The organism is Nocardia sp. IBHARD005, assembly GCF_052814245.1.
On sequence record NZ_CP199935.1, the window covers coordinates 4,256,621 to 4,281,629 of the forward strand.

Annotated in this window: 25 protein-coding genes; 11 read left to right on the top strand and 14 right to left on the bottom strand. The window is 68.4% G+C overall.

Annotated features, from left to right (window positions below):
* Window positions 1-105 precede the first annotated feature (105 nt).
* Window positions 106-672 carry a hypothetical protein gene (locus ACTWPB_RS20165; protein ID WP_446222142.1) on the top strand — a complete coding sequence of 189 codons (567 nt, stop codon included), beginning with the start codon at window positions 106-108 and terminating at the stop codon, window positions 670-672.
* A 24-nt stretch (window positions 673-696) separates the two neighbouring features.
* Here the strand turns inward: ACTWPB_RS20165 and ACTWPB_RS20170 are convergent, their stop codons facing one another.
* Window positions 697-1,704: a YeiH family protein gene (locus tag ACTWPB_RS20170; RefSeq protein ID WP_446222143.1), complete on the bottom strand. Its 1,008-nt coding sequence runs from the start codon at window positions 1,702-1,704 to the stop codon at window positions 697-699.
* A 107-nt stretch (window positions 1,705-1,811) separates the two neighbouring features.
* On the opposite strand from ACTWPB_RS20170, the gene ACTWPB_RS20175 reads away from it, so the two are divergent.
* Both ACTWPB_RS20175 and ACTWPB_RS20180 read left to right on the top strand, forming a co-directional pair.
* Window positions 1,812-2,417 (top strand): YdcF family protein, encoded by a 606-nt coding sequence (locus ACTWPB_RS20175; protein WP_446222144.1) that lies wholly within the window; start codon window positions 1,812-1,814, stop codon window positions 2,415-2,417.
* 36 nt (window positions 2,418-2,453) lie between these two features.
* Window positions 2,454-3,374, top strand: a complete 921-nt coding sequence (locus tag ACTWPB_RS20180; RefSeq protein WP_446222145.1) for a LysR substrate-binding domain-containing protein — start codon at window positions 2,454-2,456, stop codon at window positions 3,372-3,374.
* A 12-nt stretch (window positions 3,375-3,386) separates the two neighbouring features.
* Here ACTWPB_RS20180 and ACTWPB_RS20185 read toward each other — a convergent pair whose 3' ends face one another.
* On the bottom strand, window positions 3,387-3,545 hold the full coding sequence (locus ACTWPB_RS20185) for a hypothetical protein (RefSeq protein ID WP_446222146.1): 159 nt from the start codon (window positions 3,543-3,545) through the stop codon (window positions 3,387-3,389).
* A 330-nt stretch (window positions 3,546-3,875) separates the two neighbouring features.
* On the opposite strand from ACTWPB_RS20185, the gene ACTWPB_RS20190 reads away from it, so the two are divergent.
* Window positions 3,876-4,703, top strand: coding sequence for an IclR family transcriptional regulator (locus ACTWPB_RS20190; protein ID WP_446222147.1), 828 nt, complete (start codon window positions 3,876-3,878; stop codon window positions 4,701-4,703).
* A gap of 110 nt (window positions 4,704-4,813) precedes the next feature.
* On the opposite strand, the gene ACTWPB_RS20195 is transcribed toward ACTWPB_RS20190, so the two are convergent.
* Entirely contained in the window at window positions 4,814-5,323 is a 510-nt protein-coding gene (locus ACTWPB_RS20195) for a class I SAM-dependent methyltransferase (protein ID WP_446222148.1), read from the bottom strand.
* A 182-nt stretch (window positions 5,324-5,505) separates the two neighbouring features.
* On the opposite strand from ACTWPB_RS20195, the gene ACTWPB_RS20200 reads away from it, so the two are divergent.
* Window positions 5,506-5,943: a MerR family transcriptional regulator gene (locus ACTWPB_RS20200; protein WP_446222149.1), complete on the top strand. Its 438-nt coding sequence runs from the start codon at window positions 5,506-5,508 to the stop codon at window positions 5,941-5,943.
* Between the two features lie 130 nt (window positions 5,944-6,073).
* Here the strand turns inward: ACTWPB_RS20200 and ACTWPB_RS20205 are convergent, their stop codons facing one another.
* Window positions 6,074-7,762 (bottom strand): FAD-binding dehydrogenase, encoded by a 1,689-nt coding sequence (locus ACTWPB_RS20205; RefSeq protein ID WP_446222150.1) that lies wholly within the window; start codon window positions 7,760-7,762, stop codon window positions 6,074-6,076.
* A gap of 97 nt (window positions 7,763-7,859) precedes the next feature.
* On the opposite strand from ACTWPB_RS20205, the gene ACTWPB_RS20210 reads away from it, so the two are divergent.
* Together ACTWPB_RS20210 and ACTWPB_RS20215 are read left to right on the top strand one after the other, a co-directional pair.
* Window positions 7,860-8,072 carry a hypothetical protein gene (locus ACTWPB_RS20210; RefSeq protein ID WP_446222151.1) on the top strand — a complete coding sequence of 71 codons (213 nt, stop codon included), beginning with the start codon at window positions 7,860-7,862 and terminating at the stop codon, window positions 8,070-8,072.
* Window positions 8,073-8,256: 184 nt separating this feature from the next.
* Entirely contained in the window at window positions 8,257-8,910 is a 654-nt protein-coding gene (locus ACTWPB_RS20215) for a cutinase family protein (RefSeq protein ID WP_446222152.1), read from the top strand.
* A 6-nt stretch (window positions 8,911-8,916) separates the two neighbouring features.
* On the opposite strand, the gene ACTWPB_RS20220 is transcribed toward ACTWPB_RS20215, so the two are convergent.
* Entirely contained in the window at window positions 8,917-9,519 is a 603-nt protein-coding gene (locus tag ACTWPB_RS20220; protein ID WP_446222153.1) for a TetR family transcriptional regulator, read from the bottom strand.
* Between the two features lie 149 nt (window positions 9,520-9,668).
* Here ACTWPB_RS20220 and ACTWPB_RS20225 point away from each other — a divergent pair, with 149 nt between their 5' ends.
* The 4 genes from ACTWPB_RS20225 to ACTWPB_RS20240 are packed head-to-tail and all read left to right on the top strand — an operon-like array spanning window position 9,669 to window position 12,437.
* On the top strand, window positions 9,669-10,895 hold the full coding sequence (locus ACTWPB_RS20225; protein WP_446222154.1) for an alkane 1-monooxygenase: 1,227 nt from the start codon (window positions 9,669-9,671) through the stop codon (window positions 10,893-10,895).
* Window positions 10,892-11,068, top strand: coding sequence for a rubredoxin (locus ACTWPB_RS20230; RefSeq protein WP_446226422.1), 177 nt, complete (start codon window positions 10,892-10,894; stop codon window positions 11,066-11,068). Before ACTWPB_RS20225 ends, ACTWPB_RS20230 begins: the two co-directional genes overlap by 4 nt.
* Complete coding sequence (locus ACTWPB_RS20235) at window positions 11,065-11,247, top strand: rubredoxin (RefSeq protein ID WP_446222155.1); 183 nt, start codon at window positions 11,065-11,067, stop codon at window positions 11,245-11,247. Before ACTWPB_RS20230 ends, ACTWPB_RS20235 begins: the two co-directional genes overlap by 4 nt.
* Complete coding sequence (locus ACTWPB_RS20240) at window positions 11,244-12,437, top strand: NAD(P)/FAD-dependent oxidoreductase (RefSeq protein WP_446222156.1); 1,194 nt, start codon at window positions 11,244-11,246, stop codon at window positions 12,435-12,437. The genes ACTWPB_RS20235 and ACTWPB_RS20240 overlap by 4 nt, the downstream gene beginning before the upstream one ends.
* A 200-nt stretch (window positions 12,438-12,637) precedes the next feature.
* Here ACTWPB_RS20240 and ACTWPB_RS20245 read toward each other — a convergent pair whose 3' ends face one another.
* The 9 genes from ACTWPB_RS20245 to ACTWPB_RS20285 all read right to left on the bottom strand — a co-directional run bounded on the left by ACTWPB_RS20245 (window position 12,638) and on the right by ACTWPB_RS20285 (window position 24,949).
* Window positions 12,638-14,650, bottom strand: coding sequence for an SDR family oxidoreductase (locus tag ACTWPB_RS20245; RefSeq protein WP_446222157.1), 2,013 nt, complete (start codon window positions 14,648-14,650; stop codon window positions 12,638-12,640).
* Between the two features lie 274 nt (window positions 14,651-14,924).
* Window positions 14,925-16,037, bottom strand: a complete 1,113-nt coding sequence (locus ACTWPB_RS20250; protein ID WP_446222158.1) for a glycosyltransferase — start codon at window positions 16,035-16,037, stop codon at window positions 14,925-14,927.
* A complete protein-coding gene (locus ACTWPB_RS20255) occupies window positions 16,034-17,374 on the bottom strand; it encodes a glutamate-1-semialdehyde 2,1-aminomutase (RefSeq protein WP_446222159.1) in 1,341 nt (446 codons plus the stop codon). The genes ACTWPB_RS20250 and ACTWPB_RS20255 overlap by 4 nt, the downstream gene beginning before the upstream one ends.
* Entirely contained in the window at window positions 17,371-18,684 is a 1,314-nt protein-coding gene (locus ACTWPB_RS20260) for a GNAT family N-acetyltransferase (protein ID WP_446222160.1), read from the bottom strand. The genes ACTWPB_RS20255 and ACTWPB_RS20260 overlap by 4 nt, the downstream gene beginning before the upstream one ends.
* A gap of 17 nt (window positions 18,685-18,701) precedes the next feature.
* Window positions 18,702-20,060, bottom strand: a complete 1,359-nt coding sequence (locus ACTWPB_RS20265; RefSeq protein ID WP_446222161.1) for a glycosyl hydrolase family 28-related protein — start codon at window positions 20,058-20,060, stop codon at window positions 18,702-18,704.
* Window positions 20,057-21,337: a Wzz/FepE/Etk N-terminal domain-containing protein gene (locus tag ACTWPB_RS20270; RefSeq protein ID WP_446222162.1), complete on the bottom strand. Its 1,281-nt coding sequence runs from the start codon at window positions 21,335-21,337 to the stop codon at window positions 20,057-20,059. The genes ACTWPB_RS20265 and ACTWPB_RS20270 overlap by 4 nt, the downstream gene beginning before the upstream one ends.
* The gene (locus tag ACTWPB_RS20275; RefSeq protein WP_446226423.1) at window positions 21,328-22,674 is read right to left on the bottom strand and encodes a hypothetical protein; all 1,347 of its coding nucleotides are present in this window, start codon (window positions 22,672-22,674) and stop codon (window positions 21,328-21,330) included. Before ACTWPB_RS20275 ends, ACTWPB_RS20270 begins: the two co-directional genes overlap by 10 nt.
* Window positions 22,671-23,687 (bottom strand): CgeB family protein, encoded by a 1,017-nt coding sequence (locus tag ACTWPB_RS20280; protein WP_446222163.1) that lies wholly within the window; start codon window positions 23,685-23,687, stop codon window positions 22,671-22,673. Before ACTWPB_RS20280 ends, ACTWPB_RS20275 begins: the two co-directional genes overlap by 4 nt.
* On the bottom strand, window positions 23,684-24,949 hold the full coding sequence (locus tag ACTWPB_RS20285; protein ID WP_446226424.1) for an oligosaccharide flippase family protein: 1,266 nt from the start codon (window positions 24,947-24,949) through the stop codon (window positions 23,684-23,686). Before ACTWPB_RS20285 ends, ACTWPB_RS20280 begins: the two co-directional genes overlap by 4 nt.
* Window positions 24,950-25,009 lie beyond the last annotated feature (60 nt).

A 25,009-nucleotide genomic window follows, 5' to 3' on the forward strand; every position in this document is an offset into this window, starting at 1 on the left:
TCTCGCCGTCGCACGGAAACCGTTGGGCTGCGCGGCTATTGAACGGCACGTAGAGTTGCGAGGTCGTAGTTCCGCTGTGTCCGGCGGGGATGGCGGGGGTGCAACGTGGGGACTGCCGAAGTCGATCGTGTCGAGGTCGATACCGAGGTGTGGGGAACCTTGGTGATCGAACGCTCCGAGGGGAGGGTTCGAACATTCCTGGCATCCGACGCGGAGGTCTCGGTAGTTGTCGAGCGGCGAGGACCCCGGACGCGCAAACGGTGTCACCTCGGTAGCCGGGACACGGCGGCCATTTCCGCGGTCGTGAACGGTCGTGCTTTTGCCCTGGACATCGGACGGGGAAAGCTCCTGAAGCGCAGCTACCGCATCACCGCGTCGGTGGACGGCCGCTATCTCAGCATGCGTCCCAAAGACCTCGAGACGGCGACGTTCGTGAACGGAAAACCGCACGAGATCGAAAAGGACTTCGGTGAGCTGACAGCGAAGGCCGATGGGACCGTCGACGTATTCTGGGCGCTGCCGACGAAGGTGCTCCACCGGACGATCGAGCCACCCGTGCCTACCGCGCAGGACGTACTCATCGGCTACGCCCTCGCTGCGGCGTTCGGAACAGGTGCACTGTCTTTCACCGCGATTCTGATGGGGTTCGTCGCCGAGGCGATCCCCGGCTGAGCCGGCGGGTGGCGGCACCCGCCGTCAGTACCACCCCGTCAGGTACATCAGGCCGAGGCTGGTGGTGCCGAGGATCAGGCCGAGAGTGCCGCCGAGGATCAAGGGGCGGATCCCCGCGCTGCGGAGTCGGGCCACGCTCAGGGAAGTGCCGATGGCCGCGAGAACGGCGGCGATGAGCCAGCCGCTGATGGTGGACAGTGGTTTCGTGAGTTCGGCGGGGAGGATGCCGAGGCCCGCGATGACGGAGGCGGCCAGGAACAGGATCACGAAGAGGGGGACCGCCTGACGCAGGGAAGCCTGGGGCAGGTCGGTGTCCTCGGCGAAGTGGCGGCGGCCGACGTGCAGGCCGATACAGAGCGGGATGATGGCCAGGCTGCGGACCATCTTCACGATCACCGCGAAATGCGCCGCGCCGGCACCGAAGATGACGCCCGCGGCCAGCACCGACGAGGTGTCGTTGATCGCGGTGCCCGCCCACAGTCCGAACGCCTCCTGCGACAGACCGAGAGCGCGGCCGAGCGGCGGATACACCAGCACTGCAGTCACATTGAAGATGAAGATGGTGCCCAGGGCATAGGCGACGCGTTGCTTGTCGGGTCGCAGGACCGCGGTGGCGGCGGCGATCGCGGACGCGCCGCAGATCGTCGTGCCCACGGCAATCAGGGTCGCCGACTCCTTGTCCACCGCCAGCATCCGTCCGACGAAGAACGCCGCCACACCGCCGACGAGCAATGTCCCGAGTAGCACCACCGCCGTCTCGCGCCCCACACTCAGGACCGACCCGAGCGGTAGGCCGAGCCCGAGCAGCACGATCGCCAGCCCGAGCAACCGCTGCCGGGCGACGTCGAGCCCCGGCCCGAACGTCTCACCCGTCACGTCCTTGCGTCGCAGCACCACCCCGGCGACTGCGCCGGCACCGAGCGCGAGCACCGGCGCGCCGATCATCGGCAGCGCCTTGCCTACCGGCGTGGCCACGGTGGCCAGGAGCGCGGCGAGGGCCAGGCCGGGAGCGAGGGCGTGTACGCGGTTCACCCCTTCACCATCGCGGCACCGAGGACTTCGAGGTAGAGAGCGAATTCGCAGGTACCCATCAATGTGGCTTATGGGCCTGCCGTCGGCGTGTGTGGTTTGCTGGAGACGTGCGGAAACGAACCGGGCTGACGATCGCCACCGGTGTCGGGCTGATGCTGTGGGGTGAATGGGCGAATCGGCGCGCCTCCCGTCGGGGCGTCGGATCCCCGCGCGCGGGGTCGGAAGCGGTCGTGGTGCTGGGGTATCGCAACACGGGTTCGCGTGCCAACGGCATGAACCGGTGGCGAGTGCGCGCCGGTCTGCGATCCATCGATCCGCGCGCGACCGAGACCCGCCTCGTACTGTGCGGGGGCGCCTGCGCGGGCCCGGAGACCGAAGCGGCGCTGATGGCGCGCTACGCCGTGGAGACCTGTGGCTACGACGGCGAACTCGTGCTGGAGGAGTCGAGCCGATCCACTTGGGAGAACGTCGCTTTCGCGATCCCGTACCTGAAGGATGTCGACCGGATCAAGATCGTCTCACTGCCGACGCACGCCGAGACCGCCCGCGCCTATCTCGCGGAACAGAGCCCGGAACTGGCCGTCCGGCTCGTCCCTGGACGGGAGTATCGGTTCGGCGAATGGATGCCGCTGAAACCGGTGTTCGCCCTCTACGGTGTGGCGAAGACGTTGCGCAGCCGATTCGGCCAGGTCCACGGCGGCGACAGTGCCTGATGTGGTGTCTCGCCACCTTTCGCCCATAATCGGGCCATGACCCTGCCACCCGGAACACCCGACCTGGAGGTCCTCGATCTTCTCGTCTCGGTGGCCGAGCTGGGCAGCCTGGGCGCCGCCGCCCGCAGGCACGGGGTCAGCCAGCCCGCCGCGAGCATGCGGATCAGCGCACTCGAACGCCGCATGCACGTGAAGCTGCTCGACCGTGCACCGACCGGCTCCGAACTCACCGACGCGGGTCGCGCCGTCGTCGCCCACGCTCGTACTGTGCTGGCCGCGGTGCACGACCTCGTGGACGACCTCGCCCGGCTCCGCGCCGCACAAGCCCCGCGGTTACGCATCGCCGCCTCCAAAACCATTGCCGACCACCGCATTCCGCACTGGCTCGCCGCCCTGCGCACCGATCACCCCGAAGTCGTGATCTCCCTCGAAGTCGAGAACTCGACACAGGTCGCGGGCCTCGTGCGGGACGGCACCGCCGATCTCGGCTTCGTAGAAGGCCCACATCCACCGGCCGGACTCGGCAGTCGCGTACTGGGGGCCGACGAACTCGTCGTAGTCGTGGCACCGAATCATCCATGGGCGCAACGCAAGACCCCCGTCACGCTGACCGAGCTGGCAGGCACCGCCCTGCTGTGGCGCGAACCGGGTTCGGGCACCCGCGACACCGTGTGGGACCTGCTTGCCACCGCGGCCGCACCCGCGGGCCCGGCCGCCGAACTCGGGTCGACCGCGGCGATCGTGGCAGCGGCCCGAACCGGCATGGCCCCCGCGGTCCTGAGCCGATTGATCGCCGCACCCGACCTCGTCACCGGCACCCTGGTGGAAGTCCCCTCGGCCGATGCCGCCCGCCTGACCCGCAAATTCCGGGCCATCTGGCGCCGCAACACCCCGCCGACCGGGCCGGGTGAACTGCTCGTGGAGCGCGCCGCGCTGCTCGAGAACGCGCGTGGTTGAGCGCCGCCCGCCCTAGCCGAGCGTTTCGAGCACGGCAACGGCCTTCGCCGCGCCGCCGTAGCCGCTGATGGTGACGGCCAGCTGTTTCGCGGCCGAGGCGAAGCTGCTGTCGCCGAGGATCTGTGCAGCGGTCCCAGCGATCACCTCGCTGCTCGCGTCGGGCATCAGCATCAGGCCCCCTTCGGCGCGGGCGGCGCCACCGCGGTGAGCCGGGCGCTGAGCGGTCTGCTCGACACCTACTGTCCCGTCATCGGCCGGATCCCCTTCGACCCGGCGGTCTGCGCCGGGTGATCAGGGCGTTCCGTTCGTCGACACGGACCCCAGATCCGCACCGGCAAGGGCCATCGGCGAGATCGCGGCAACCCTCGCCCCGATCGTGCGCCGCCCGCTGCCCGTGACGCCGGTCAGCCCGATGCCGGCCTGAGATCGAGGCGAAATAGTGCGTAAGCGGAGCTGACGGCTCTAGTCTGGTACCGCTACGCACTGTGGAGGTTGGATCACATGACGGTCGAGATCGTGACCGGGCCGGCGCCGGAAAGCCTGTGGACCGGATCGGGTCGGGCGACCGGAACACCGCCGACGTCGATGATCGAGCGGATGACGCTCATTCTGGACGCGTTCGACACCGCCACACCCACTCTCACGCTGCTCGGGCTCGCCGAACGCACCGGGCTGCCGCGCTCGACCGTGCATCGCATCCTCGACCAGATGATCCGGCTGCGCTGGCTCGCGCACACCCCGGGCGGCTACCGGCTGGGGCTGCGGGTGCTCGAACTCGGTGGACTCGCGGCCGAGCAGAACGAGCTGCGCGAGGTGGTGGGGCCGCTGCTCTACGACCTCAGTCAGCGCACCGGGCTGGTGGGGCACCTCGCCGTGCTGGACGGGCGCGAAGTGCTGTTCCTCGATCGGTCGGGTGGCCGCGGGCGGATGGTCATCCCGACCCGCATCGGCGGCAGGCTGCCCGCACACTCCACCGCGGTCGGCAAGGCGCTACTGGCCACGCTGGAGCCCGGCATCGCGGAGGCCTCGCTGCGCGGCAATGCCGTGGCGCGGACCGCGCGCACGATCGTCGACCGGGCCGAACTGCACCGCGAACTCGCCCGCATCCGCAATCGTCAGGGCGTGGCTGTTGACACCGAGGAGTCGCTGCCGGGCGTCGGCTGCGTCGCGGTGCCGATCCGCGGCCGCGGTGTCGCGGTGGCCGCGATCTCGCTGTCGGGCACGGTCAAGGGTGAGCGCGCCGCACTCGACACCGCGCGGCTGGCCCGTGCGCTCGCCGAGGTAGCCAAGGAGGCATCGCGCACCCTGGCACCCCGGCACCCGCACTAGGTCCAACTATTGGCGCGCGGGCGGCTGTAGCCCGTCGAGGATGATTCGGGCCCTAGCTGCTTTAGTCATGCAGTCGGCACTACCGGGGCTGGTCGGTGTGCTGTGGGCGGTTATGAGGTCATGTCGGTCGGGTTGGTGGCGAGCACACAGGCGACAGGCGGATCGAGGTCGAGGGTTTCGACCCGGGTGTGGAGGAAGCCGGCCTGGGTGAGCAGGTCCTGGAGTTCTTGGCCGGCTCGGGCCGTGGTGTCCCGGGTGGCACCGGGGCAGCGGGGCTGGCTGACGAGCGCGATGCGTCCTGCGGGCCGGAGCATGCGGCGCAGCTCGCGAAGCCGCTCCACCGGGTCGGGCCAGAAACCCACGGAGTTGACGGCGAGGATGGCATCGAGCGGATCGTCGAAACTCGGCAACTGCTCCACCGAGGCGTGCGTGAGATGCACGCGGCCGATACGGACGGCGGCGGCGTTGCGGCGGGTGGCATGCCGGACCATGGCTTGGGAGTGGTCGATGCCGAAGACATGCCCCTGGGTGGCGCGCCCAGCAAACTCGGCGATGGCGACGCCGGGACCGAAACCGATCTCGAGTACCCGGTCGGTGGGCTGCACGTCCAGCAACGACACTGCCCAGACGTTGCGCTGCCGGTTGGAGGGGCGAAGAGCGAACATCCAGCCGGTCGCCCACCCGACGACGCCCCGAGGGTGAAGGGCCTGGCGCACCAAATATCTGATCGCCCGTTGTTTGAGAGCTGTAGCTACCTTCTGCATGATCGCCAGTTAACGGCTTCAAGTATGCTTGAAGTCAAATGAGTGAGCAGTTGACGATCGGTGAGCTGGCGAGCCGCACCGGTGTTGCCACCTCCGCGCTGCGCTACTGGGAGGAACTCGGCCTGCTACCGCCACCGGCCCGGGTCTCGGGCCAACGGCGTTATCCGCCATCGGCGGTCGGGCTGGTCGGTGTGATCTTGGCGCTGCAAAACGTCGGTTTCACGTTGCGGGAGGTCAAAGCGTTCATCGCGTCTCGTTCGCTGACTGACGACAGTTGGCGGGAGCTGTACCAACGCAAGCTCACCGAGCTGGACCAACGGATTGCCCAGGCACTGGCGGCACGCACCGCCATCGCCCATGGTATGGCCTGCCCGCACAATGACATCTTCGAGTGCCCCAACTTCACCAGCGGAGTCGAGGCGCTGCTGGCGGGATTTTCTCTCGAAGAGGCTCACTCGCAGGTTCATTCGCACTGACCTCGCCGTCGAACAGGCGGCCTCGGTGCTGGCACCTGAGCTCATTACCGACGAGGGACCTGGATAGATCGCCAACCCTAGGCGGACACCCACCAGCGAGCCGCGTCACCAACCTCTCCGGTCAGTACAACTAGGGCGTGCGCCGCGCGATCGCCCGACCGGCCGCGCGTCCCGAGAAGATGCACCCGCCGAGGAATGTGCCTTCCAGCGCGTTGTAACCGTGCACGCCGCCACCGCCGAACCCGGCGACCTCACCGGCGGCATACAGCCCCGCGAACACCGAGCCGTCCGGGCGCAGCACCTGCGAATCGAGGTCGGTTTGCAGCCCGCCGAGGGTCTTGCGGGTCAGCACATTGAGGCGTACCGCGATGAGCGGGCCGTGCGACGGGTCGAGGATGCGGTGCGGTTTGACGACACGGACCTTGTCCCCGACGAACTTTCGGGCGTTGTTGATCGCGGTCACCTGCGCGTCCTTGGAGAACGAGTTCGCGACTTCGCGGTCCCTGCCCACGATCTGGTGTTCGAGGGCGGCCACGTCCAGCTTCGGCCCGCGGGCGAGCTCGTTCATACCGTCGACCAGCTCGGCCAGCGACTCGGCGACCACGAAGTCCACGCCGTGCTGCTTGAACGCCTCCACCGGGCCGGGCGCGCCCTTGGCGAGCCTGCTGCGCACCGTGAATTTCAAGTCCTTGCCGGTGATGTCGGGATTCTGTTCCGAACCCGACAGCGCGAACTCCTTCTCGATGATCGACTGGTTCAGGACGAACCACGAGTAGTCGTAGCCGGTCGACAGGATCTGGCGCATGGTCTCGTTGGTGTCGAAACCGGGGAAACACGGTGCGGGCATGCGGTTTCCGTTCGCGTCGAACCACAGCGACGACGGGCCGGGAATGATGCGGATCGCGTGGTCGGGCCAGATCGGATCCCAGTTGTTGATGCCTTCGGTGTAGTGCCACATCCGGTCGCGGTTGACCAGCGCCGCCCCCGCCTCCTCGGAGATGCCGAGCATCCGGCCGTCCACATAGGCGGGGACGCCGGAGATCATGGTCTGCGGGCAGGGGCCGAGACGTTCGGTGGGCCAATTGCGGCGGATGAGGTCGTGGGCGTGACCGATGCCGCCCGAACTCACGATCACCGCGGGGGACCGGAAGGTGAACTCGCCCAACACATCCCGATTCGACGCCTGGCCGCGGTCGGTGTCGGAGGGGGCGAGGACGCTGCCGCGCGCACCGGTGACGGCGCCGTCTTCGACGATCAGCTCGTCGACGCGATGCCGGAATGCGAAGCGCACCAATCCTTTCGCCTCACCGGCCAGGACCGGCTCCAGGAAGACGCGGAGCACTTCGGGCCCGGTGCCCCAGGTGAGATGGAACCGAGGGACCGAGTTGCCGTGCCCGCCGGCCAGACCGCCGCCCCGCTCGGCCCAGCCGACCAGCGGGGTGAAGCGCAAACCCAAGGCGTGCAGGTAATCCCGCTTCTCGTCGGTGGCGAACCGCACGTAGGCCTTCGCCCATTCGCGGCCCATCCGGTCCTCGTCCTCGCGGTCGAAACCGGCCGAACCCAGCCAATCCTGCAGTGCCAGTTCGTAGGAGTCCTTGATGCCCATCCGGCGCTGCTCCGGGCTGTCGACGACGAACAACCCACCCAGCGACCAGAACGCCTGCCCGCCGAGGTTGGCGCGGTTCTCCTGATCGAGCACCAGCACCTTGCGTCCGGCGAGCACCAACTCGTGCGTGGCGACCAGGCCGGCCAGCCCGGCGCCGACGACAATCGCGTCAGGGGAGAAATCTTCGGTGGGCTCAGGCGCTGTGCTCGACATGCCACGGAACGTAGCATTGGTTCGTCGACGGGTGGGGACAAGTCCTGGAAAACGCCCTGACCAGCGATATTTCATTCTAGGAAAGGCTCGACAACTTATGAACGTCCGTACCCGTACCGGCGCTGCCGTCCTCACGCTCGCCGTTGTGGCCGGCCTCGGCGCCACCTCCTGCTCGAAATCGCGTTGGTGTGAGCGCGACCAGGGCGATGTCCACGTCGCGGACTCCTACTGCGAACGCGGTGTCGCGGGCTACGAGTGGGAGCCCGATCACGACAAGCCCAAGTACAAGAAGAAGTCCAAGAAGCACTGAGATCGGGCAGCGGCGTTGTGCCGCAGGCGATCCGAGATGTAACCGTGGCGCAGCCGATGCCGAGTTCGCGCCATGGAGATGCAGGTCAGCGGGTATTCCACCACTGAGCGCGCCGAATGCCGTTGGGGCAGCAGGTGAATCGCTCTTTCTCTATTTCTCACAACGGCGTGAGTAGGTGGGCACGATGACCTATCGGAAGGCAATTCGTATCGTCGCAAGGCATACAGCGCGAGCGCTGTCGGTGTTGCTGCTGGCCGCGGGAATCGGGACAGCGATGTCCCCTGGACTGACAGCATGGGCGCAGAGCTGCGCCACGCTCGATGTCGTGATCGCCCGCGGCACAGCAGAACCCGGCTATCTGGGAGCCGCCATCGGCGACCCGCTCTACGCGGTACTGAGCGCGCAGCTACCGGTGGACACCACCGCCCACCGGGTCGAGTACCCAGCCGACCTACTGGTGCCGAGCTCGATCAGCGACGGCACCCGGGCCATGACCAGCCATCTGATCAACCAGGCCGCTGCCTGCCCCGACCAGCGCTTCGTTCTCGTCGGCTACTCCCAGGGCGCGGTGGTCGCCCACGGTGTGCTCGGCTCGGCGCCGTTGCCCGGCATGTGGGTACTGCCGCCGGAGCTGTCCCCGCGCGTCGTCGCGGTGCTGCTGTTCGGTGATCCACTGCGGCTCATCGGCGGCACGGTCACACCGTTGTACGCCGACCGCACCGCGAACTATTGCGCCGCAGGTGATCCGGTGTGCGCGGGCGGGATCTTCCCGGCCGCGCACGGCAGCTACGGGTGGGCGTTCGCGGCCGCGGCCGGCCAGGTGGGCGCGCGGTTGTGAGCCCGCTCAGACGTCGGGCATGACCCCGGACAGGACAGCGCCGATCTGCGCCACCGCGCGGTCGACGCTGCCGGTCGGCTGGAACAAGTGACTCAATGTGAGCCGGACCATGATCTCGACGATCGAGGTCAGCTCGTCATCGGTCATATCCGCGAATTCGTACTGCGCACGGCCGGTGGTAGTGAGCGCGGCGACCGCGCGTCCGAGTATCGGCTCCGGGTTGCTCACCAGGGCGGGCAGCAGGGCGGTATCGCCGCCCTGGCGAGCTGAGAGCACCGCCTTGATCAGCGTGTTGTCGCCCGCGGTGCGCAGCGTGTACTCGGCGGCGGCGGTCATGCCCGCCAGCGGGTCGGCCGGATGTTGCGCCAGCGTCTCGGCGATTCCGGTCAGATAGATCCCGGTCTCGCGCTCGATGAGGGCATCCGCGAGCGCCTGCTTGGTGCCGATCTCCTTGTAGAGGACCGGCCTGCTGATGCCGACCACCTTGGCTACCCGCGACATGTTGACCGCGCCCCAGCCCTCAGTGACGACCATCGTGCGCGCGGCGTCGATCATCCGGTCGCGCAGCAACTGGCGCATTTCTGCGTGAAAGTTCGGTGGTTCGGCCACGTGATCATCCTACATGTGCAAGTCGATGTGCTCGTTTGCTGACAATATGCTCACTTCTGTATCAATTCGGAACAATACGCGCTAATGTGTAAACGAAGGCGACTTCGGGCGGGTATGTGTTCGGAGTCTCGGTGATCAGGAGAATGGCAATGACGACATCTCGAAGCATCGACAACGAAGCATCGACCACCCCGCCGCACTGGCGAGATCCTCAGCGGTACCTGTGGCTGTTCGGCCTCGTCGCCCCCAGCGCGACGATGCTGGCCGCCGGATTGGTGTGGGCCTTCAATCAGCTCGGTTGGCAGGTCGTCGCGCCCGTGTGGTGGTGGATCGGGCCGATCCTGTTGTACGTCTTGTTGCCTACCCTCGACCGGTTCTTCGGGCCCGACGGCAAGAACCCGCCCGAGGAGGTGATGGAGCAGCTGGAGAACGACAAGTACTACCGCTACTGCACCTACGCCTACATTCCACTGCAGCTGTTCAGCCTGGTGTTCGCCTGCTACCTGTGGACCGCGGACAATCTGTCCTGGCTCGGCATCGACGGTGGCCTCGGCCTGATCTCCAAGATCGGTTTGGCCTTCAGCATCGGCGCGATGGGCGGGGTCGGCATCAACACCGCGCACGAACTCGGCCACAAGAAGGACGAACTCGAGCGCTGGCTGTCGAAGATCACGCTGGCCCAGACGTTCTACGGGCACTTCTACATCGAGCACAACCGTGGCCATCACGTGCGCGTCGCGACGCCGGAGGATCCGGCCAGCGCACGGTTCGCCGAGTCGTTCTGGGCCTTCCTGCCGCGCAGCGTGTGGGGCAGCCTGACCTCCTCGTGGGAGCTGGAGCGCACCCGCATGCAGCGGCTGGGCAAGAGCACCTTCTCCCTGCACAACGACGTGCTCAACGCCTGGCTGATGTCGGTCGCGCTGTGGGTGGCGCTGGTCGCGGTGTTCGGTCCGTCGATCCTGCCGTTCCTGGTGATCCAGGCGATCTACGGCTTCTCGCTGCTGGAGACGGTGAACTACCTCGAGCACTACGGTCTGCTGCGGCAGAAGACCGCGTCGGGTCGCTACGAGCGCTGCACCCCCGAGTACAGCTGGAACTCCGACCACATCGTCACCAATATCTTCCTCTACCACCTGCAACGGCACAGTGACCATCACGCCAACCCCACCCGCCGCTACCAGATCCTGCGGCATATGGACGGCGCGCCCGAGCTGCCCAGCGGCTACGCGAGCCTGATCGGCCTGGCGTACGTGACTCCGTTGTGGCGCAAGGTGATGGACCATCGCGTCCTCGCGCACTACAACGGCGACATCACCCGGGTGAACATCCAGCCCAGCAAGCGGGCGAAGGTACTGGCGAAGTACGGAGTGAACTGATGGCTTACCTCTGCCCCGTGTGCGGCTACGTCTACGACGAGCGATCCGGCGCTCCCCGTGAGGGTTTCGCGCCCGGCACCGCCTGGTCGGAGATCCCCGACGACTGGTGCTGTCCCGACTGTGGCGTGCGCGAGAAGCTCGACTTCGAACCGAAGGAAGGCGTGTCCCGATGAACGACTACCGATTGTTCCAGTGCGTCCAGTGCGGCTTCGAGTACGACGAGGCGCTGGGCTGGCCCGAGGACGGCATCGAACCCGGCACCCGCTGGGACGAGATCCCCGACGACTGGTCCTGCCCCGATTGCGGCGCCGCCAAGGCCGATTTCGACATGCGGGAGGTGAGCCGAGGATGAGTGGGCGGATCGTCATCGTCGGCGCGGGCGTCGCCGGTGCCACCGCCGCCCAGACCCTGCGGCGGGAGGGCTACGGCGGCGAGATCGTGCTGGTCGGGGCGGAACCCGACCTGCCGTATCGTCGGCCCGCGGTGTCCAAGGAACTGCTCGCGGGTACCACGCCGTTCCAGCGCGTGGTACTGAAGCCGCCGACGTTCTGGGCCGACAACGCCATCGATCTGCGCCCGGCCACCATGGTGCGTGCGGTCGATACCGGCAGCGCGACAGTACGATTGAGTACCGGCGAGGTACTCGGCTACGACAGTTTGCTGCTGGCCACCGGAGCCGGCGCGCGCACCATCGATACCGCGTCCACCCGCGTGCACACGCTGCGGAGGCGGTCCGATGTCGCCGCACTGCAAGGCGCGATCGACACGGGCGGCTCGCTGCTCATCATCGGCGGCGGACTGATCGGCTGCGAGGTCGCCGCCACTGCCCGCGGTCTCGGTGCCGATGTGACCCTGTTGAACGCGGGCCCGGCACTGCTCGATCGGATAGTGCCGCAGACCGTGTCGGATCTGGTCCACGACATCCATGTCGAGAACGGCGTGGTGGTCGAAAACAGTGTCACCACCACGCAGCTCGTCGACACCAGCGACGGTGTCACCGCCACGACCGCCGACGGCCGCACCTTCACCGCGGCCGCCGCCCTGGTCGCCATAGGTTCGGTCCCCGACACCACCGTGGCCGAAGCCGCGGGCATCGCGGTGAACGACGGCATCGTCATCGACCAGCACTACCGCACCTCGGCCCCCGCCGTCTTCGCCGCGGGCGACGCCACCACCGGATTCAACCCCCGCCGTGGCGAATTCGAACGCGGCCAGCACTGGAACACGGCGATGTCCGACGGCGCCGCGGCCGCGAAAGCCATCCTCGGCCACCCCGCCGCCCCCGCCGAAATTCCCTGGGGCTGGACCGACCAGCACGGCCTGTCGATGCAGTTCGCGGGCTGGATCCACCCGCACGACGAACTGATCGTCGACGGCGACCTGGATTCCAGGGACTTCCTCGCGATCGCCCTGCACAACGGCCGCCCTGTCGGCGCCGTCGCCATGGCAAGACCGAGAGAACTCCGCGCGACCCGCACCCTCATCGCCGCGGGGGAGCCATGGTCTCCGGATCGTTCCCTCGACCTCGTTCGATCACGCTGAAGTAGGTCGGGGTCCGGGAGTAGTCACCGAAACTCGTCGCCCATCGCGGTCAGGAATTGGCCGCGATGGGTTCCCGCCGGGCAGGCACGCTCACCACTACGCCGACAACCCTCGCGGCGTGGGCGAGCACCCCTCTGCGGTGCACAGAACCGGCCGGCCGCGACAATGAGCATCGCGACCGGCCGGGTGTCAGTGCGAGGTCACCAGTGCACGCCGGGAAGTACCCGGCTCATGCGGGCCGCCGAGCTGGGCATCACCATCAGCGGTGCGAGGACCGGGCCGAGCACGGTGAGGGCGTTGCGTGTCGGTTCGGCAGGTGCGGCGGCCGCCTGCGGAGCCGACTTTCCTTGTGCCGCAGTGGATTCACCGAAGAAGCGGAAGCCGGTGTGCAGGATGGTGCGCTTGAGCGACGGCAGGAACATCTCGACCGCCTGGGCGAAGGTGCCCACGGGGGTGTCGATGCGGTCGGGGCGTTCCAGCAGCGCACGGACCACGATGTCGGCTGCGCGTTCGGGGTCGGGCAGCGGCAGCGATCGGTAGAGTTCGGTCGGAGCGATCATCGGAGTGCGGACCAGTGGCATCCGGATGGACGTGAAAGTTACTCCGTCACCCCGGTTTTCGACCGCGGCGATATCGCTGAAGTTGTCCAGTGCGGACTTGCTCGCCGCGTAGGCGGCGAAGCGGGGGACCTTGGTCTGGACGGCGATGGAGGAGATGTTGACGATATGGCCGAAGTGGCGTTCGCGCATCGACGGGAGCAACCCCAGGATGAGGCGCACGGCACCGAAGTAGTTGACCGCCATGGTGCGTTCGAAGTCGTGCATACGGTCCACGGAGTTGGCGACCGAGCGGCGGATGGAGCGGCCCGCGTTGTTGATCAGATAGTCGACGTGGTGGTGTTCGGTCAGCACGGTCTTCACCAGGAGGTCGACGGACTCCGCGTCGGTGATGTCGCAGGGGTAGGCGAAGGCGGTGCCGCCGTCGGCACGCACCGATTCCACTGCGGCCGTGAGGTCTTCGATGCCACGGGCGATCATCAGCACGATCGCGCCCCGGCGGGCGACGGTGTGCGCGGTGGCGAGGCCGATGCCGGAGGAGGCCCCGGTGATCAGCACCGTGCGTCCCGAGAGCGGGTGCGCGTCGGCGGCGATACGGCCGCGGTGCGGGTCCAGATCGGTGCGCCAGAACTCCCAGAGGCGGTCGGCGTAGGTGTCGAACGCGGGCACGGTGAGTCCGGGCAGTTGCGCCTGGGTGGAATCGGAGACGAACTCGGCGGTGAAACCGACATGCGGCGCGACCTCGGCCGGGATGCCCGCCTGCTCGAACAGGAAGTCGCGCACCGCGCCGGCGCCGGGGACGTGGCCGAGCCCGTGCAGCGCACGTGCGCTGCCGGGCACGGTGCCGATGCCGACAGGACCGCCCGCGGCGGCGGCCAGCGCACGGTAGATCTCCCCGAACGGCTGCGGTCGCGGGTTGACCAGGTGGAACGTGCGCCCGTCGAGACCCCCGCGCCGAACCAGCCGGACCATCGCCTCGGCGACGTAATCGACCGGCACCACATTGGTGGCGCCCAGGTCGGGCAGCGGCAACGGCAGTTCGGACGGCAGGGTGGCCAGCGCCGAGATGGCGGAGAAGAAGTAGTAAGGGCCGTCGATCTTGTCCATCGCGCCGGTGCGGGAATCACCGACCACGATCGCCGGGCGGTAGACCCGCCAGCGCACGTCGGTCGCCTCGCGAACGAGCTTCTCCGCCGCGAACTTGGTGCGGTGATACGGCGAGGTCAGGTTCTGGCCGAGGTCGAAGTCCTCCTCGAAGAACTTGCCCCGGTGATCGCCCGCCACCGCCACCGACGACACATGGTGCAGGGTGGCATCGAGGCTGCGGGCCAACTCGATCACCGAGCGGGTGCCCGCGACATTGGCCGCGTGGGCGGTCTCCTCGTCGGCGGTCATGTCGTAGACCGCGCCCAGGTGCAGCACGTGATCGGCGCGCGGCGCACCGTCGCCGAGACCGAGGCCCTCCGCGGTCAGGTCGCCGACCAGCGCGAACACGCGGTCGCTGTCGGGATGTTGCGCATTATGCGCGGTGAACTTGGTCAGCGACTCGGCGCGCACCAGCACGTGCACGATCGCGGTGGGGTCGGCTGCGAGCAGCCCCCGCACCACGCGCCGACCCAGAAATCCGGTACCGCCTGTCACGATGTAGGAAACCATCGCCCCTCCTGAAAATCTCGAAACACAATGTCATGCAACAGTGATCGGCATGCGGCGGTGGATGCGAAATCAACGGTTGAGGTCCAGCGACTGCATGGCTGGAGAGAAACCGGGCACATCGTCGTCTCGGCTACGCCTACCGTACTCGTCGGTAACCTGGACGGGCAAGCGAATGGCGTGGCATCACCGTGTGGGAATTGTCACCTGTCGTCGCAGGTCAAAGGGTATGTGTGACAGATACTTTCAGTAACCGAGAGTTTCAGGCAACTTGTCGCTACCGTCGCGGCTGGTCCGCCAAGACGTCGCGGACGGTGCTCGCGATCCTGCTGCGGAACACCTCGGGGGCGAAGGTGTTGGCGTGTTCGCGGATCTTCGCGGGATCGTAGGCCGCCGACCGGAATTCGCGCATGCGGTCGGCCAGCGCCGCGACGACGTCGTCATCGGATCCGGCCGGGACGTATTCGCCGGTGACACCGGGGCGCACCGTGTCGAGGGCACCGCCGGTACCGACCGCGAGCACCGGGGTGCCGCAGGCCATCGCCTCCACCGGGACGATGCCGAAGTCCTCGATGCCCGGCATCAGCAGGGCCTGGCAGCGCCGGTACATGTCCTGCAGCAGCTCGCCCGAGGTGGCGCCGAGGAAGGTCGTCTCCGATCCGGCGATCTCGTCGAGCTGGGCGCGGAACCGGCCATCGCCGAGGACGACCAGTCGAACTCCCGCCCGTTGCGCGGCGCGAATGGCGAGGTCGGCGCGCTTGTACGGCACCAGCCTGCCCGCGCACAGGAAGAAGTCCTCGCGCGCCACCGTCGGGTCGGGGGTGAAACGGCTGACCTGCACGGGCGGGTTGACGACCGAGGCGGGCAGACCCCACCAGTCGGTGACCCGCTCGGCGACCGCGTGCGAGTTGGCGATGACGTGTGTCAGCCGTGGCGCGGCGCGCAGTTCGCCGCGTCGAGCCAGGGTACCCAGCGCGCCGAGCGCGAGTTGGCCGACGCGGCCACCGGCCTCCTGCGCGCGGAACTCGCGATCCCAGGCCCAGCGGGCGGGGGAGTGCACGTAGGCGACGACGGGCGCGTCGGTGGCCAGCGCGGCCTGGGTGGCGAACGCGTGATGGCTGACCACGACGACATCGAAGTCGCGCAACGGCAGTCGACGCAGCGCGCGAGGGACCAGCGGGAGCAAGGGAGCGTGCCTGCCGCCGGTGTAGGTGTGCGCTGTGCTGAGCCAGGTGTCGTGCACGGTGCGCACGGGTTCGCGCAGGCCGCCGGGCGCGACGATCGGCGCGAAAACCTCGGCATCGGGCCAGGTTTCGACGAATTCGCCGACGACGGCCTCGGAGCCGCCGAACTCGGTGAAGCGTTCGTGGACGATGGCGACACGGGTCATCGCAGGGTGCTCGCTTCGATCTGTCGGGGCGCCGCGGTACGACGCAGTGCGGGGGCGACGGGACGGCCGCGCAGCAGCCCGTCCACGGTGCCGCGCGCGATCGCGCGGCGATAGACCTCGGCTGCCTCGGCACACGCGGCGATCGTAGTAGTGATCGCGTCCGGGTCGTGGGCGGCGGAGGTGACGAACGACTGGCCGAGTACGCCGCGGACCAGCAGTTCCTGGAGGAACAGGGTTCGACATGCCTGCGAGGGTGCGCCTTCGGCGTCCATGGTGCGGTAGATGAGGCAGGACGGCCGGCCGCGCACCTGGAGAAAATCGGCGATGCCGAGGCCGGCGGCGATCGTGTTCACGCCGTCGGCGAGTGCGCTGCCCGCCTGTTCCATTCGCCCGACCGGGTCCTCGGTGCGGTAGGCGTGCACCACCGCCCGGAACGCGGCCAGTGCCGACGTTTCCGGGCCGTGCGTGGTCGAGAGCAGGAATACCCGCTCCTGATCGGTGCGCAGCCCGCCGCGCTCCATGTACTCGCGCTTGCCCGCGAGCGCGGAGATCGGGAAGCCGTTGCCCATCGCCTTGCCCCAGCACGACAGGTCGGGTGTCACGCCGTAGACGGCTTGGGCACCGCCCGCCGACCAGCGGAAGCCGGTGATCATCTCGTCGAACACCAGTAGCGTGCCGTGCCGATCACACAGTGCGCGAACGCCTTCCAGATAGCCTGGCAGTGGCTCGGCCATGGCGGTCGCCGCCTCCATGAAGACCGCGGCCACGGAGCCGTCGGCCAGTGTCGCCGCGAGGGCGTCGAGATCGTTGTACGCGAACTTCACGGTGTCGACGGCGGGAATGCCGCCCGCCATCTCGGTGGTGCCGATGAACCAGTCGTCGACGGAGAAGAACGGCTGATCGCAGACAGCGATGGTGGTGCGGGCGGTGACCGCCCTGGCCAGGCGGACCGCGGCGGTGGTGGCATCGGAGCCGTTCTTGGCGAATTTCACCATGTCGGCACCGGGCACGAGCGAGAGGAAGTCCTGTGCGGCAAGCAGTTCCAGCTCGGTGGGCCTGCTGAAGCTGACACCGTCGGCGATGGCCGCCGACACCGCGGCGAGTACGGGGGCGTAGCCGTGGCCGAGAGTTACCGCGCGCAGGCCCATCCCGTACTCGACGTAGCGATTGCCATCGGCATCCCAGACGTGAGCGCCGTTGCCGCGCACCAGGATCGGCGCCATGGACTCAGGATACTGGTCGGCGCCGCGGGCATAGGTGTGCGCGCCGCCGGGAACGAGGTCGTGCAAGCGCGCCTGCAGCGCGTTGCTGCGATCGAAGCCGTGGTGGGCTGTCATGGGTGTTCCTCTCCGGTGCCGGGTAGGCACGCCGCGGTGGTGCGTGCGGTGCTGAACGCCCACAGCTCGTGATCGGTGAGTTCGCCGTCGGCACCGCGGTAGTGATGCAGGGTGCCCTCGTGGCGCAGACCGGCATCGAGGGCGATCGCCGCACCCGCGTGGTCGGTGGACGGTACGGTCAGTGCCACTCGCCAGATGCCGAGCCGCTCGGTGGCATGCGTGATCAGCAGACGCACCGCGCTGACCGCGATCTCCGGGGGAGCCTCCGGTGAAACCCACACGGCCGCACGGACATTGCGATCGAACATGTCCCGGTCGAAGAGGCGGCACTCGCCGATGTACCGGCCGGCTTCCTCGATGACGAGGACGGCGCCGTGCTTGCCGCCAAGCCCCATCCGAGACGATGCCCTGGCCCGCCACCACTCCCGCCGAGTGTGCAGCCGAGTCCAATCCTCGGGCTGTGCCGTCGGCGCGAGCAGCGGCCGGGCGCGGATCCGCGCCGCGCGGCGGGATCTGAAATCGCCGGTGCGCCAGCGTCGTAACGTCATCGAGCCCTGCTCGGCACGGGCCGTACCCGCGGTACCGGCGCGCAAGGGGTCGGCGATGTGCCGCATCCTGCCGAGGCAGTAACGTGTCCGGGCCCGCAGCACCGTGCGCCTCGATATCGGGGCGCCGGTCGTCGAGCCGGGGCTCTCGGGCGGGCTCTCGGGCGTGGGGTGCGTCGTGAGATAGCCGTCCAGCCAGTCCGCGGCGAACCCGCCCGGAGGTATCCGATCGCTGGTCACCGACCACAGTTCATGGTCGACGCGGCCGCTCCCGACGTCGAAGTACCCGGTCATGACCGCTTCCATCGTCCAGCGCTGCCGGACCGCGCGCCGCGCACCGGCATTGGTGACGGCGATCGGCGCGGTAATCCGCTCCAGGCCGAGGGTGCCGAACCCGAAGTCCAGCAGCAGCGACCCGGCGAGCCCGCCCGCACCGCGTCGGGCGAGCTCGGCGTCGACCCACACGCTGAGCTCGGCGGCACCGGAGTCGATACCGACCAGCTCGAGCTGCCCGGCGAACCTGCCGTCGATCTCGAGCACAGTGCTCACCCGTCGTCCCGCCCTGGCTTCGGCTCGGGCAGTGAGACATTCACGCACCCAGCGGGTCGCGGTGTGCCGCTGCTCCCAGGTCAGCGGGGAACGAAACCAGAACGGTTCGAGACAGTCACGATCCCGCACGCGAATCCGCTGCCACTCGGCGAAGTCACCGAAAGCCGGTGGTCGCAGCCGTACCGTGACCCCGTGCAGGCGCACCGGTCCCAGCACGACCGAGGTATACGAATTCATTGTCGCGGCCGTTGTTTGCCCATGGCCACGGTGCGCAACGCGCCGTCGGTGCCGACGGCCAGTCGCCAGTAGCTACCCGCGGGATCCTTGAGGACGAGTCCGGCCTCGGCGTGATCGGAGAGCCAAGCGCCGCTGGACAATACGGCCGAGCGGACCGCGCCGTCGTTGCCCTGCGCCTGGAACAGGTCGGCGTCGCCGTGCCCGGCGCGGGTGATGACGGTGCCGGTGAACCGCGAGGTGCGCATCCCGCTGCGCCCGATCACCTGCCACCCGTCGGGGAACACTCCGGCCCGCAGGTCGTCGGCGGTGCCGGAGATGAGATTGATCGCGGTGCCCTCCGCGCAGTCGGTGGGGTCGATGCGCAATTCGACGGCGGGGCGGTCGGATTCCTGATCGAAGACCACATTCGCCAGATATGGCTGCCTGCAATACGCGAGATCGATCCCGACCGAGCGGGCCGCCACCTTGCAATTGACCATGCCGAACTGGGCGGGTCCGCCCTTACCGCGTGTTCCGGCCGAGACCGCGATATCGGCGCCCTCGAACCAGATATTGGTGAGCCACCAATCGTTGGCCGCACCGTCGACCATGAGATGGCGATCGGTGGTGCGCGGATCGCGATCGGAGACGAATTCCACGTTGGTCAGCGCCAAGCCGGCATTGTGGTCGTTGCCGGTGCCGAGCACGCCGACGTAATTACTCGTGAATTTCGATGAGGTGACGTAGTTCTGGATGCACTGCGTTTCCAGCCCGACCCCGAAATTGTTGATATCGCAGTTGATGAACGCGGTGCCACCGGTATTGCGATCCAGCACAACGCCACGCTGGGCGAGGAAGCGAGGATGGTTGTCGCTGAGGTGATTTCCCCGGATCACGACACCGTCGAAGGAACAGCGGAAGCATTCCGACAGCACGAATCCGGTGGCGCGCGGTCCGGTGAGATAGAAACCGATGCGGGAGAACCGCACCCGGCTGCGCTGCTCCAAACGGATCAGCGTGACATCTTCCTCGCAGAACACGACGCTGGAGTCCCCGCCGTCGCCGAGAACCGTTGCGTAATCCGGCATGTCAGGCCACGATCGGACGCGATAGGTGCCCGCCGGGAAATACAGCACCACCGGCCGGTCCCTGGCGGCCGCGGCCGCCGCGATGGCCGCCGTATCGTCGGCCTTACCGTCGCCGACCGCCCCGAAATCGCGAACGTTGCGCGCCGCGGGCGTATCGCTGACGTGCGGTGACCGGAACTCGGCACTCGGTTCCGGGTCGGCGGCACACGCCGCGGCCAATGGCAGCACCGCCGCCGCGCCGAAAGTGGCCGCGAGCAGCCGCCGCCGCCCCACTGATTCCTCGTTCACAGGGGCAGCCGTTCCAGGAAACGGGCCAGAGGAGCCGACGGTCTGCTGTACACCACCGCTCCGGTGAGTTTCGCGGCGCCGAGAGTCGCGAGCGCGCCGCGCAAGCCGGGACCGGACAGCGCACCGAGTTCGACGATGCCGACGGTCGCATCGCACAGCGGTGCCACACCGATCGCGTCCGCGGCGACGGTGACCGGTGCGGTCTCCACGATGACATGGTCGAAACGCGACGTCAGGTCGGTGAGCAGGTCGGCGAACCGCGCCGACACCAGCAGGTCCGGCGTCTGCTGATCGGCCGCACCGAGTGGCAGGAACGCGATCCCGGTCTCCGACCACGGCGTCAGTGCCTTGGCGACGGGCAGGGTGGCGCGCAGCACGGCGGCCAGCCCAGGGCTGTCGCTGGTGATGAACTCGGTGCTGCCGCCACCACTGGTGTCGGCGTCGACGAGCACCACGTGCTGTCCGCTGTCGGACAGCGAACGGGCAAGTGCCATCGCCACATCCGGCTCCGACCGCGGCGACAGACTCGTCAGCTGCACGGACTTGGCGGGGTCGTGCTGCAGCAACCGGCTGCGCAACCGCCGCGTCTCACCCGCGGCACCGGGCCTGCCCGCATCGATCACACCGAGCACCGGAACGGGCAGGGCGCCCGCCACGGCATCCGGGGTACGCAGCGAACGGTCGGTGCGCTCGCGCAGCAACGCCGCGCCGCCTCCGAGGGCGAGACCGGCGATCAGACCCAGCAGCACGAGCCGGCTCGGCGGCGGTTCCAGCGGCGTGCTCGGCACCTGCGCGCGGTCGACCACGGCAACCCGCGCGGCCGGTGCCGCGTCGCGCTGGATGGACTCGAGCTCGTCGACGAGCTTGCGGAACTGTGCCACCGCGGCATCGGTGAGATCGCGGGCGCCGGTCGGCGTCGAATCCTGCACCGAGATCACGATCACCGAGGTGGCGGGCGGGGAACTGGCGGTGATCCGCGCGCGCATCTGCTCCGGCGTGACCTTCAATCCCTTCTCGTCGACCACCCGCGCCGCGACCGTCGTGGAGGCCGCCAGATCGAGATAGGACCGCACGCGCTGCTGCGCGGCCAGACCACCTTGATACGAGTCGTTGACCGAGGTGCCCGTCGCCATCGACACATACATCGAACTCGACGCCGAATAGGTGCTCGGCAGTGTTTGCGCGTAAGCCCACGCGGCCGCCGTGCACACCAGCACGACACCCACGATCAACAGCCATCGCTGTCGTACGATGCGCCAGATATCGATCAAACCCATCGCTGGGACTCCATTTCCCCTGATACCACACATGATTCGGTGCGCCGGAACTCCTCGACGACCAGATACACCAGCCACGCCAGCACGGCGGTCTGCACGAATTTGCCGAGATTCTCCATGCTGCCGAGAATCCCGCGCTCGAACAGGGTCGAGGCGCCGGTGATCGCCAAGCCGAGCACGACCACCGGAAACCACCGCGAATACAGCGAATGCGACCAGGCCAGCAGCAGCGCGAAGGTGAACACCGCGCACACGAGGACCCCGGTGTAACCGCCGAGCACGTAGCCCTCGTTGAAATTTCCCTCGGCGAGCGAGACCGTCACGGTGCTCATGTCCACCGAGGCGCCGCGCACCTGGTTCGCCCACGCCGTCCCGGACTGGAACTTCTCCAGCCCGAGCAGCGGCGCCGGGATGAGGCTCAGGCTCGCGTGCTGGGCCACCTCGGTCGGCGTCAGCCAGCCGCCGGGACCGTAGAACAGTGCGTCGGTCGCGGCCTCGAGCAGATCGAACCGGCGCAGGATGCTCAAGAACGGTTGGACGTTCTCGGGGTAGATCGAATCGACCGACGCCGCATCCCGAGCCGCGGTGCCGGTGGACTTGAACGACTGCAGCCAGCCGAAGCCCACCACGCCGAGCACGCCGATGCCCGCGACACCGAGGGCGGTGCGCCGGTTCCAGCCGATCATCGAGAACCGGATGGCCAGTGCCAGCGCGGCGCCCAGGATCGGGGTCTTCGATTGCACCACCGATGACCACCACAGCTCACCGGCCAGCAGCCCGCAGAGGATGACGGCGGTCCGGCGTGGGTCGGGTGGTCGCAGGAAGATGATCAGGCCGATCGCGGCGATCGAGGCCGGGACAGCGAGGAACGCCAGCAACGGGTTGGCGCTGTCGACCTCACCCGCGGTGCCCGCCGACCCCGACGCCTTCCCGGCCGCGCGGCCGAGCATGCCGAGCACGTACAGCGCGACCAGCGCGGGCACGAAATCCGGATCGTCGAGGGCGGCGGCGCGGCGCTGCGGCCTGCGGTGCGCCCAGATCGCGTAGGCGACGACCAGCGCCGCGTACGCCCACAGCCCGAACACGACATGCTGCAACGCCAGCGCGATCCCGCGGTCGTAGCCGAGATCGGCCAGACGCGGATCGGGCACGTTGTCACCGAAGTGGGGTTCGGGCCGCACCGCGAGCAGCACCAGCGGTCGCGCCACATACGACAGCGACCAGAACACGGCCTGCGCGATGAGGAACACCCGGGCGACGCCGGGCACCCACAGGGCAGCGACCGCGATGACGAGCAGCGCGGCGGCGACGGCGGCGACGGTGGCAGAACCGGTCAGGACCTGACCTCCTGCGCCAGCGCAACGATCTCGCGCGCCCGATCCACATAGCGGTGCCCGTCGGCCACGACGCGGCGGTGCCCGGCGGCGGCCACCGCCGCGACCGTGTCCGGTTCGGCCGCGCATCGGTCGAGGATGTCGTGGAGTTCGCCGGTGTCGGAGAACAGGAAGCATTCGGTGGTGTCGTCGAGCAGCTCGGCGTGCTCATCGGTGCGTTCGCCGACGAAAAGTCCACCGGCAGCGGGCACTTCGAAGGTGCGGCAGGTGTGGGTGTCGCGGTTGCCGGAGTTCAGCAGCACCAGGTTCGCGCCGACCTGGGCCACCGCGGCCGAATACCGGGCGCCGTAGACAGCCCCGCCCACGTGGGCGCCGGTGGCGCGCAGTTCGGGTACCCGGCGCCAGCCGGGCCCACGCACCAGCATGCGCTCGCCGTAGCGCCCGGCCAGTTCGACCATCGCGGCGCGGCGGTCGGGACGGCACACACCGATGAACCCGACCAGGTAGTCACGGCCGTCGCGGCGGGCGGTGGGGTGATGCCAGGCCGGATCGTAGGCGCTGCGAACGAAACCGACGGCCCGGGCGCCGCGTGCCCGCAGCTCGGGCACATTGTGGCGCTTGGTGGTGACCACGAGATCCCACTCGGGCTCGTGCGCGAGGTAGGCGGAGGTGAGATTTTCCGGGTTCGCCACATCGTCGGCGCTGTAATGCACATGCAGCGCGGCAGGCAGATCGAGCAGTCTGCGCTGGTCGAGATGGATTCCCTTGAACACGAACACCATATCGGGATCGAAGGCCTCAGCGCTACGTTCGATTCGCTCGTGTAATGCGCGCACCTGCCACGGTGCCCGCTCCGCGCGTGCTTTGGCGTAGATCCAGGGTGGAGACAAACGGGTCGGCAGGGTGATCGCGGTCGAGTCGACGACGAGCACATCGTGGCCCGCCTGGCGGAAACCGTCGGCCAGCGAGCGGGCATTGCTGCCGATCCAGTCGTCGCCGACGAAGAGGATTTTCATGCGGAGTGGTCCTTGTTACGCCGGTCGCGCAGGACAAGCATCCTGACCCGCGCGAGATACCAGGCAGCGACGGTGTATTCGACCAGCACGCTGCCGTAGACGAGGGTGTGTACCGAGTGGGTGCGGAAGGTCAGCCCGAGCGCGCAGGCCGCGATCACCGTGCCGATCACGGCGCCGGCGAGCACACCGAAGGTGTCCTGGCGAACGGGCAGGATCGCGGTGGTGACGAACGAGGTGACGGTGGTGGCGGGCAGGATCAGGATCTCGATCCGCAGCAGTGATGTCGCGCCGAGGAATTCGGTGCCGAAGATCACTTCGATCAGGTAGGGCGCCGTGACCCAGACCAGGGCACTCACCAGCGCGGCCAGGGCGACGCAGGCGGCGAGCACCCGCATGCTGTCGCGCCAGAAGTTGCTGTCGGTGCTGCGTCGCGCCATGCGCGGCAGCAGGGCGAAACCGATGGGGTCGAGCAACGATTGCAGGGCCCGTACGAGACGATCGCCCGCGGAGTACAGGCCGAGGGCGGCCGCGTTCAGCACCACCGAATAGATCGCGGCGGCACCCTGGCCGTAGGTGGTGATCAGCAAGCGGGAGGCGAAAACCGGCGCGCCCGTGCGCAGCAGCTCACCGACATCGCGCGGCCGCGACGGCCTGCCGTAGCGCCGGGACGTGTCGATCCAGGTGGCCACCACCGTCGGTACCGACGACACCAGCAGGCACAGCACCGCGACCTGCGCACTCGGCATGCGCGGCAGGACGCCGACCAGCAGGGCGAGGTAGCCGAGCCGCCCGATGCCCTGATAGACCGTCGACGCGCCGAAACGGCCCTGGCCGATCAGCAGCCAGTCCTCCGACATCGACCAGAACCCGCCCGCGAACAGGCCGAGCAGGATCATCTGCACCGGTTCTGGCACGCCGAACACCAGGCCGGCACCGAGTGCCAGCCCGAGTATCAGCAGCAGGCTCAGCCGCACGGCGAGGTAGTCGCCGCGCAACTGGTTGATGGCCGAGAACCGGGTCCTGGCACCGTTGTTGACCTCGGCATCGGGCACTCGCGCCGCCATGAACGAGGTGATGCCGAGGTCGACGATCAGCGAGCCGATGAAGTAGGCCGACATCGCCATCGCGAGCAGCCCGAGTCCGTGCGCGCCGAGCACCCGGGCGATCAGCGGCACGGTGATGAAGGTGACGAGATACTGCCCGTACTTGCCGAAGCTGACGAACCCGATGTCGCGCAGGACGGCCAGCGGGCCGGACTTGATGTGCCCGCCGCCGGATCCGTGTTCGTCGTCGGGTCGGCGAGGCGGGCCGGAGTCGCGGGG

Excerpts from the sequence above, each read along its gene's own strand:
- ACTWPB_RS20180 (WP_446222145.1), top strand. The coding sequence starts at position 2,454 with ATGACCCTGCCACCCGGAACACCCGACCTGGAGGTCCTCGATCTTCTC.
- ACTWPB_RS20185 (WP_446222146.1), bottom strand. The coding sequence starts at position 3,545 with ATGCTGATGCCCGACGCGAGCAGCGAGGTGATCGCTGGGACCGCTGCA.
- ACTWPB_RS20190 (WP_446222147.1), top strand. The coding sequence starts at position 3,876 with ATGACGGTCGAGATCGTGACCGGGCCGGCGCCGGAAAGCCTGTGGACC.
- ACTWPB_RS20200 (WP_446222149.1), top strand. The coding sequence starts at position 5,506 with ATGAGTGAGCAGTTGACGATCGGTGAGCTGGCGAGCCGCACCGGTGTT.
- ACTWPB_RS20205 (WP_446222150.1), bottom strand. The coding sequence starts at position 7,762 with ATGTCGAGCACAGCGCCTGAGCCCACCGAAGATTTCTCCCCTGACGCG.
- ACTWPB_RS20210 (WP_446222151.1), top strand. The coding sequence starts at position 7,860 with ATGAACGTCCGTACCCGTACCGGCGCTGCCGTCCTCACGCTCGCCGTT.
- ACTWPB_RS20215 (WP_446222152.1), top strand. The coding sequence starts at position 8,257 with ATGACCTATCGGAAGGCAATTCGTATCGTCGCAAGGCATACAGCGCGA.
- ACTWPB_RS20225 (WP_446222154.1), top strand. The coding sequence starts at position 9,669 with ATGACGACATCTCGAAGCATCGACAACGAAGCATCGACCACCCCGCCG.
- ACTWPB_RS20235 (WP_446222155.1), top strand. The coding sequence starts at position 11,065 with ATGAACGACTACCGATTGTTCCAGTGCGTCCAGTGCGGCTTCGAGTAC.
- ACTWPB_RS20240 (WP_446222156.1), top strand. The coding sequence starts at position 11,244 with ATGAGTGGGCGGATCGTCATCGTCGGCGCGGGCGTCGCCGGTGCCACC.
- ACTWPB_RS20245 (WP_446222157.1), bottom strand. The coding sequence starts at position 14,650 with ATGGTTTCCTACATCGTGACAGGCGGTACCGGATTTCTGGGTCGGCGC.
- ACTWPB_RS20250 (WP_446222158.1), bottom strand. The coding sequence starts at position 16,037 with ATGACCCGTGTCGCCATCGTCCACGAACGCTTCACCGAGTTCGGCGGC.
- ACTWPB_RS20255 (WP_446222159.1), bottom strand. The coding sequence starts at position 17,374 with ATGACAGCCCACCACGGCTTCGATCGCAGCAACGCGCTGCAGGCGCGC.
- ACTWPB_RS20270 (WP_446222162.1), bottom strand. The coding sequence starts at position 21,337 with ATGGGTTTGATCGATATCTGGCGCATCGTACGACAGCGATGGCTGTTG.
- ACTWPB_RS20280 (WP_446222163.1), bottom strand. The coding sequence starts at position 23,687 with ATGAAAATCCTCTTCGTCGGCGACGACTGGATCGGCAGCAATGCCCGC.